A 7,147-nucleotide genomic window follows, 5' to 3' on the forward strand; every position below is an offset into this window, starting at 1 on the left:
ACTGATGGTCTCGATTGATACGTATAACGCGTGCGTGGACTTTCCCATCTTTGATGCCAAATCTCGCTCACTGAAGAAGGCCATGCTCTCTTCTGCCGGTGGCGCCATTGGCAAAAATGCCCAAAACACCGTCGTGGTGGAAGCCCTGAAGGACGTTAACCTGCACCTGCGCGAGGGCGATCGCGTGGGTTTGGTGGGCCATAACGGCGCCGGCAAATCCACCTTGCTGCGCCTCTTGTCTGGGATTTATGAGCCCACCCGCGGTTCTGCCGATGTGCGCGGCCGGGTGGCCCCCGTTTTTGATTTGGGCGTAGGCATGGACCCGGAAGTTTCTGGCTACGACAACATCATTATCCGCGGCCTGTTTTTGGGCCAGTCCATCAAGCAGATGAAAAAGAAGATGGATGAGATTGCGGAGTTTTCTGAGCTCGGCGATTATCTCTCCATGCCGCTGCGCACCTATTCCACCGGTATGCGAGTGCGCTTGGCACTCGGCGTGGTGACCTCCATTGAGCCGGAAATCCTGTTGTTGGATGAGGGCATTGGTGCGGTCGACGCCGCCTTCATGGCCAAGGCACGCGTACGCCTGCAGGAGCTGGTGAAGCGCTCCGGCATCCTGGTCTTTGCCTCCCACTCCAATGACTTTTTGGCCCAGCTATGCAATACCGCCTTGTGGATCGACCACGGTGAGATCCGCTCGGTAGGCGAGGTTTCCGAGGTCGTCGGTGAGTACGAAGGACCTGAGGTGGGCGACTACGTCCGCGACCTGCGCGAGCGTTTTGAAAATGAGGACACCAGCGGCAACTAGCTGAGCATATGCAGCAGCGGGTCCCCCACACCCGTCACGTCCACCTGCACCCCTTCCGGCCGGTGATAGTCCGCAGCGCTTAGGCGCGCGCTGACCACCGGCCGGTTAATTTTTCCTGGGCCCGCAGGCTCTTCCTTTTCCTCGGTGCTAACGCGGTAGCCCAACTTTTCACTCACCCGGGCTGAGGCGCGGTTGGGTTTTATCCAACTGGTGCACAGCGAACCCGCATCGAGGTGCAAGAAGGAAAACGCCGCCATAGCCTGACGGATAAGCGTGCCATAGCCTTGGCCTTGAAAGCGGTGCAGCACCCATGATGCAGTTTCTATTTCCCGTGCGGCCGCAAAATTTTCTGCCGACAGGTCCACCACGCCTACTAATTCTTGGGTTTCTACCTGGCGAGCGATGAAATCCAAGGTCCACTTCTGGGGACACAGCTTCGCTCGGTGCTCCCATCGGTGCTGGGCCATGGCGGCGGGGGTATTCGTCTTCTCATCAAAAAGCCAGGGAAATGCATGTTCTGGAATGTCGTCGCCATAGATATCTTCCGCACACACCTGCGCTACCTGTGCGATGTCCTCATCGCGCATGACACGCAGGTCAACCCCGCGGCCCGTATCATCGCAGGCCCGAATGGTCACCGCAAAAGGCGGCCAGAAGTTTTCCATAGGCTTCACAGTATCCGCAAAGCTGCGCCTATATCCACTTTTCGCTCCACCAATGCGGAGTGTTTCTGCGCTGGTCCCCCACCCCGGTGGCAAGATGGAACCCATGACTGCCACCCTGACTTCTACCGGTTCTACCGCCGCCGTCATTGTTACCCATCAGCGCGCCGAACTGCTGCGGGCATCGCTCGAACAGGTGGTACACCAAACCCACCCCGTGCAGTGGGTGATCGTGGTGGATAATGGTGCGGAAAATGCAGTGCGTGAACTTGTCGATTCCATGGCGGGAGACCGCGGCGTCTACGTGCCTTCGGAGACCAACCTGGGCGGAGCTGGTGGCTTCGCGCTGGGCTTTCTCACCGCCCTTTCTTTGGGGGCGGATGCCGTGTGGTGTGCCGATGACGATGGCCGCCCCGCCGATAACACTGTCCTTGCGGAGCTGTATCGGGTGGCCGAGGCCAACCGTTTGCATGAGGTCTCGCCAGCGGTATGCAATATCAACGATCCCGACCAGCTCGCCTTCCCCCTGCGCCAAGGCCTAGTGTGGCGCCGACGAATGGATGAGCTGGAGGGCGATTTCCTGCCTGGCATCGCATCGCTATTTAACGGCGCGCTGATTTCCGCAGCGGCCATGGAAATCATTGGTGTACCGGACTATCGGCTCTTCATCCGCGGCGATGAGGTGGAATACCACCGCCGGCTGGTCAATTCCGGGCTTTCTTTCGGCACGGCGCTGACCACAAGCTACCTGCACCCAGATGGATCGGATGAGTTTAAGCCCATTTTGGGCGGCAAGATGCACACCCAGTTTCCAGAGGGTGAGTTCAAGCGGTTTTTCACTTACCGCAATCGCGGCTACCTGCTGTGGCAACGCGGCATGCGCAAGCTACTGCCACAGGAATTCGCCCGCTTTGGCTGGTTCTTCCTGATCCAGCGCCACGATCCGGCCGGCTTTATCGAATGGCTCAAGCTTCACAACCGCGGGCGCAGGGAAGATTTCCGACGCCCTAGCTAGGCCGAAGCCGAACTGCAGGGGCTGGGAAAGGGGGCATCGATAAGCGCGGCACATACCCGCCACCACCGAGAGCTTGACACCCCGCGCGCAGATTGGTCGGGCTCGATTCCCGTGGTGAGGTTATTTTTCTTTAAAAATGAAGGCCCTCTGAATGGCAAAATTGGTCACTGTGGCCACGCCCTGGGCGATGACAAAGGCGATGGTGTCTTTAAGCACGCCTTCTAAGCCAAGGGATAAAAGCGGCTCATTGAGCACCCAGTATAGGAAGTTTTGAACCGCGAAAGTGGAGGCGTACAAGATCCCGACGGTGACGGCCGTACGGCCGGAGACCTTGACCCCAAAGGTCCACCGCGCATTAGCCAGGTAGGCGGCAATGGTGCCAAAGACCCAACCGATGGCCTTGGCGGCGGAACGGTGCAGTCCCAAGTACGTCAATAAAAGCGTCAGGCCATAGTCAATGGCGGCGGCACCTACACCCACGGAAATAAATCGCACCAGTTGGGTGTGCAGCGAGGTGGACGAAGGTTTTACTTCTACGGCGTCATCAGCGGAGTTAGTCACGAGTGAGTAGCCTACCCGCGCAAGAGCGCTCGGTACATGTCCAACCGATCCACCGGCGCGGCGGATTCGGCACCATAGGCGCCTATCCCCGCCAATTGCTGCAACGACGCCGCACATAACTCCCGCACTTCAGCCCCAGTCAGCGCCGAGCCATCGTCATTGACCCAGCCGAGGGCATCCATGGTGGTCTCCACGACGGAATCGGTCAGCTCCGCGCCCCCCATGCACGATAGGGCTAGCGCCATGGACCAAAAGGCGTCTTTGCCTTGATGGGTAACCTCGCGCGGCAGGCTGGCGAGCACGCGGGCAGTTTGCGGTGACAATTCGGTACCCCTGCTCAGGTCCATCGCCTGCAGCAGCGGAACAAAGTCATAGAGCTTGGTGCGCTCAATCAAATCACGCACAGGGGACGCTACCGCGGAAAGGACCTCGTCGGTGACTTCTTGCCCGGTCAATTCCCGGTTGACGCTGGTTAATTCAAAGGGTGCAAAGAGCGAGCCCGAACCGCCTACGCATAGCGCTTCCGGGGTGCCATTATCGCGCGGATAAATTTCAGCTACCACCAGCTCGAAGTCCCATAGCCCCCAGGCGAAGTCGATTTGATCGCCTTCGCGCCAGAGGAATTCGGAGGCCTGACGTTCCGGATCGATGCGCGGGCCACGCGCCTCGGTGTGTTCATAAAAGTGCCAGGGGGATTCCTCCTCCGGCAGGCCAAAGCAAATGCGCAGCACACGGTGCAACTCGGTGAAGGTCAGGGCATCGCTAAAGCCAATCTGGCGGTGCACCTCGCCATCGGCGCGGATATTCGCAGCTTGGCAAATGATTGTTAGGGGCTCGCGTTTGAGGGATACCACGCTATTGGCGCGTTTGGCCCGCGCCTGTGCGATATCGGTGACCCCTGCGTTCATGAGCCCCACCATACGCAAGTTTTAGGCTGCTAGTTTTGCGATATCGCGCGCTTCCAACTCACTAATTAGGAACGTCAGTGCCGCACCAACGGCGCCCAACAGGGTCCAGGGCCGCTTGGCACCGCGCTTGCGCAGGAACTTTACCATTCGGCGCGAAAATGCAACGTTCATCCAGCCGCCTAGGATGAGCAGCAGCACCACTGCGGCAAAAATGGCCCAAGGTTTGAGGCCCTGATCGGATGCATCCTGCGGGGAGCGCGGCTCATCACCATCCTGTTCCGCGTGCGCGTTGGTATAGGCCACCAGGGCACCAAAACCAAAGAAAGACAAGGTATAGGCAGTAATCAAACCGCCTTTGGATGTGATCCAATCCGGATAAGAGGTCGCGATACCCACGGCAGCGGCTTGGGTAATGCGGCCCGCCAGGGTGTCATCGAGGGCGTAGTTGTCTTGGCGCTGATCTTGCGTCTCGTGGTTGTTGGTCATAGCGACCACTTTAAGCGGCGGTAAGCTAATGCGCATGTACTCGGATAAGACAGAGCACATGACGCCAGCGCAGCAGGCGGCTCAGGATGTGCGTGCGGAAGACGATAAGCGCAACGGCCACTTCGAGGCCACGGAACACACCGATGTGCCGTTGAGTCCTTTCATGACTCGCCTGATGGCAGAGGAATTGCCCATGCTGGATTCCTCCTCGCGCGCTCGTGTCTATGACCTTTTGCGGGAGTACGATGGCCCGATTATTGAATCTCAGGAAGAACTGCCGGAGGAAATCCGCGCGCTTATGGATCTATAAACGGACACATTCGGGCAGTACAAGCGTCCGTTTTGTTCTGAATATCACTCGCGTCACTCCGTCTACCCTCGTGTGAGCTAGGTAGGCTAGGGAGGCGACACAAATCCGTCGAGCAAAGAGTAAGAGATGGAATTACATACCACTGAAAAGTCCCTGCACGGCTGGGGCCGCACCGCCCCGACGACCGCCCATGTTCTCGCCACCGAAGACGTGGACGTGATCAAGAAGGCCGTGGCCCAGGTTGCAGAAGATAACTCGGATAAGCCCGCCCACCTGCGCCGTGGCGTCATTGCCCGCGGTATGGGCCGCTCCTACGGTGACCCCGCCCAAAATGGCGGCGGCCTGGTCATCGACATGCAAAAGCTCAATAAGATCCACTCCATCGACCCGGAGTCCGCTCTGGTGGACGTCGATGGTGGTGTCACCCTAGACCAGCTGATGAAGGCTGCCCTGCCTTATGGCCTGTGGGTTCCAGTTCTGCCGGGTACCCGCCAGGTCACCATCGGTGGCGCAATCGGCCCGGATATTCACGGCAAGAACCACCACTCCGCCGGCTCCTTTGGTAACCACGTGGTCTCCATGGAGCTGCTCGTGGCCGATGGCCGCGTGCTGCACCTGACCCCGGAGGGCTCCGAGGACGACCCGAACGGCGACCTCTTCTGGGCCACCGTTGGCGGCATGGGTCTGACCGGCATCATTCTGCGCGCCACCATCCGCATGACCAAGACGGAAACCGCTTATTTCATCGCAGATACGGACCGCACCGATAACTTGGATGAAACCATCGCTTTCCACTCCGATGGTTCCGAGCACAACTACACTTATTCTTCCGCCTGGTTCGATGTCATTTCGCCAGAACCAAAGCTGGGTCGCTCCACCATTTCCCGCGGTTCGCTGGCCACCTTGGCACAGCTGGAAGAGCTAGCCCCGAAGCTGGCTAAGGATCCGTTGAAGTTCAATGCGCCGCAGCTGATGACGGTGCCGGACATCTTCCCGTCCTGGACCATGAATAAGCTTTCCCTCTCCGCTGTGGGTTTGGCCTACTACACCATGGGTGCACCGGCCAAGAACCAGGTCAAGAACCTGACGCAGTTCTACCAGCCGTTGGATCTCATCGGTGAGTGGAACCGCGGCTACGGTTCCAAGGGCTTCTTGCAGTACCAGTTCGTGGTACCGACCGAGGCCGTGGAGCCGTTCAAGGAGATCATCCGCGATATGCAACGCTCCGGCCACTACTCGGCCCTCAACGTGTTCAAGCTCTTCGGTGAAGGCAACCGCGCGCCGCTGTCCTATCCAATGCCGGGTTGGAACGTCTGCGTGGACTTCCCCATCCGTCCGGGCCTGGGCAAGTTCTTGGATGACTTGGACCGCCGCGTGATGGAATTCGGCGGCCGCCTCTACTTGGCCAAGGAATCCCGCACTTCCGCGGAGAACTTCCACAAGATGTACCCGGGCATGGAGGGCTGGCTGAAGACCCGCAATGAAATCGACCCGACCGGCGTCTTCGCCTCCGATATGTCCCGCCGCCTCGAGCTGCACTAATCACTGGAAATAACACCTTTAAGGAGATTTACTGACCATGCTTAATGCAGTAGGCCAAGCACAACACATCCTGCTTCTGGGCGGCACCTCTGAGATCGGCCTCGGCGTCGTCTCCGAATTCCTGCAGCGCGGCCCCGCCAAGGTCACCCTGGCTGCCCGCCCGGAGTCCCCGCGCATCGCCCAGGCCAAGGCAGACCTGGAATCTCGCGGCGCTGACGTAGAGGTTCTAGACTTCGACGCCACTGACTTTGACTCCCACCCAGAGGTAATCAATAAAGCCTGGGCACGTGGCGACGTAGACGTGGCCATCGTTGCCTTCGGCACCCTGGGTGACCAGGAGGAGCTGTGGCAAAACCACGACAAGGCCGTCGCCTCCGCGCAGACCAACTACACCGCCCCGGTTTCCGTGGGCGTGCTTCTGGGCGAGAAGTTCAAGCACCAGGGCCACGGCACCATCGTCGCCATGTCCTCCGTGGCTGGCATGCGCGTGCGCCGTTCCAACTTTGTCTACGGTGCTTCCAAGGCAGGCGTGGACGGCTTCTACATCAACCTGGGTGAGGCCCTGCGCGGCACCGGCGCCAACGTGCTGGTTGTCCGCCCGGGCCAGGTTCGCACCAAGATGTCCGCCGAGGCTGGCGACGCCCCGTTGACCGTCAACGTCTCCGATGTTGCCGAAGCCACCGTGAAGGCCGTGCTCGATGGCAAGCAGTCCATCTTCGTGCACCCGCTGTTTGAATACGTTTCTTTGGCATTCAAGTTCATTCCGCAGGCCATTTTCCGCAAGCTGCCGTTCTAAATCACCGCGGTTTCTGCACTGGCGCCTGCCAGCCACGGAGGACATGGCGACGATGGTGC

General features: G+C 59.4%; 9 protein-coding genes. 5 read left to right on the forward strand and 4 right to left on the reverse strand.

The annotated features are described in order from the left end of the window. The first annotated feature begins 4 nt into the window (after window positions 1-4). Entirely contained in the window at window positions 5-808 is an 804-nt protein-coding gene (gene wzt, locus WMP97_RS11435) for a galactan export ABC transporter ATP-binding subunit Wzt/RfbE (protein ID WP_023020351.1), read from the forward strand. On the opposite strand, the gene WMP97_RS11440 is transcribed toward wzt, so the two are convergent. Next, window positions 805-1,473 (reverse strand): GNAT family N-acetyltransferase, encoded by a 669-nt coding sequence (locus WMP97_RS11440; RefSeq protein WP_023020350.1) that lies wholly within the window; start codon window positions 1,471-1,473, stop codon window positions 805-807. The two genes, wzt and WMP97_RS11440, sit on opposite strands and share 4 nt — an antisense overlap. A gap of 94 nt (window positions 1,474-1,567) precedes the next feature. On the opposite strand from WMP97_RS11440, the gene glfT1 reads away from it, so the two are divergent. Beyond that, window positions 1,568-2,485: a galactofuranosyltransferase GlfT1 gene (gene glfT1, locus WMP97_RS11445; protein ID WP_340440533.1), complete on the forward strand. Its 918-nt coding sequence runs from the start codon at window positions 1,568-1,570 to the stop codon at window positions 2,483-2,485. Window positions 2,486-2,605: 120 nt separating this feature from the next. On the opposite strand, the gene WMP97_RS11450 is transcribed toward glfT1, so the two are convergent. From WMP97_RS11450 to WMP97_RS11460, 3 genes are read right to left on the reverse strand one after another with little or no spacing between them, the layout of a single operon-like run. Further along, a complete protein-coding gene (locus WMP97_RS11450) occupies window positions 2,606-3,046 on the reverse strand; it encodes a GtrA family protein (RefSeq protein WP_023020348.1) in 441 nt (146 codons plus the stop codon). Between the two features lie 11 nt (window positions 3,047-3,057). After that, window positions 3,058-3,966, reverse strand: coding sequence for a hypothetical protein (locus WMP97_RS11455; RefSeq protein ID WP_340440530.1), 909 nt, complete (start codon window positions 3,964-3,966; stop codon window positions 3,058-3,060). 9 nt (window positions 3,967-3,975) lie between these two features. Then, a complete protein-coding gene (locus tag WMP97_RS11460; RefSeq protein WP_023020346.1) occupies window positions 3,976-4,440 on the reverse strand; it encodes a hypothetical protein in 465 nt (154 codons plus the stop codon). 34 nt (window positions 4,441-4,474) lie between these two features. Between WMP97_RS11460 and WMP97_RS11465 the strand changes: the two genes are divergently transcribed. The 3 genes from WMP97_RS11465 (at window position 4,475) to WMP97_RS11475 (ending at window position 7,088) form a co-directional block, all read left to right on the forward strand. Next, window positions 4,475-4,750, forward strand: a complete 276-nt coding sequence (locus WMP97_RS11465) for a hypothetical protein (protein WP_034656156.1) — start codon at window positions 4,475-4,477, stop codon at window positions 4,748-4,750. Window positions 4,751-4,876: 126 nt separating this feature from the next. Next, on the forward strand, window positions 4,877-6,292 hold the full coding sequence (locus tag WMP97_RS11470) for an FAD-binding oxidoreductase (RefSeq protein ID WP_023020344.1): 1,416 nt from the start codon (window positions 4,877-4,879) through the stop codon (window positions 6,290-6,292). A gap of 37 nt (window positions 6,293-6,329) precedes the next feature. After that, window positions 6,330-7,088 carry a decaprenylphospho-beta-D-erythro-pentofuranosid-2-ulose 2-reductase gene (locus WMP97_RS11475; RefSeq protein ID WP_023020343.1) on the forward strand — a complete coding sequence of 253 codons (759 nt, stop codon included), beginning with the start codon at window positions 6,330-6,332 and terminating at the stop codon, window positions 7,086-7,088. Window positions 7,089-7,147 lie beyond the last annotated feature (59 nt).

Origin of the sequence: Corynebacterium sp. KPL4072 (genome assembly GCF_037908395.1) — a bacterium.
Taxonomy (GTDB): Bacteria; Actinomycetota; Actinomycetes; order Mycobacteriales; family Mycobacteriaceae; genus Corynebacterium; species Corynebacterium kefirresidentii.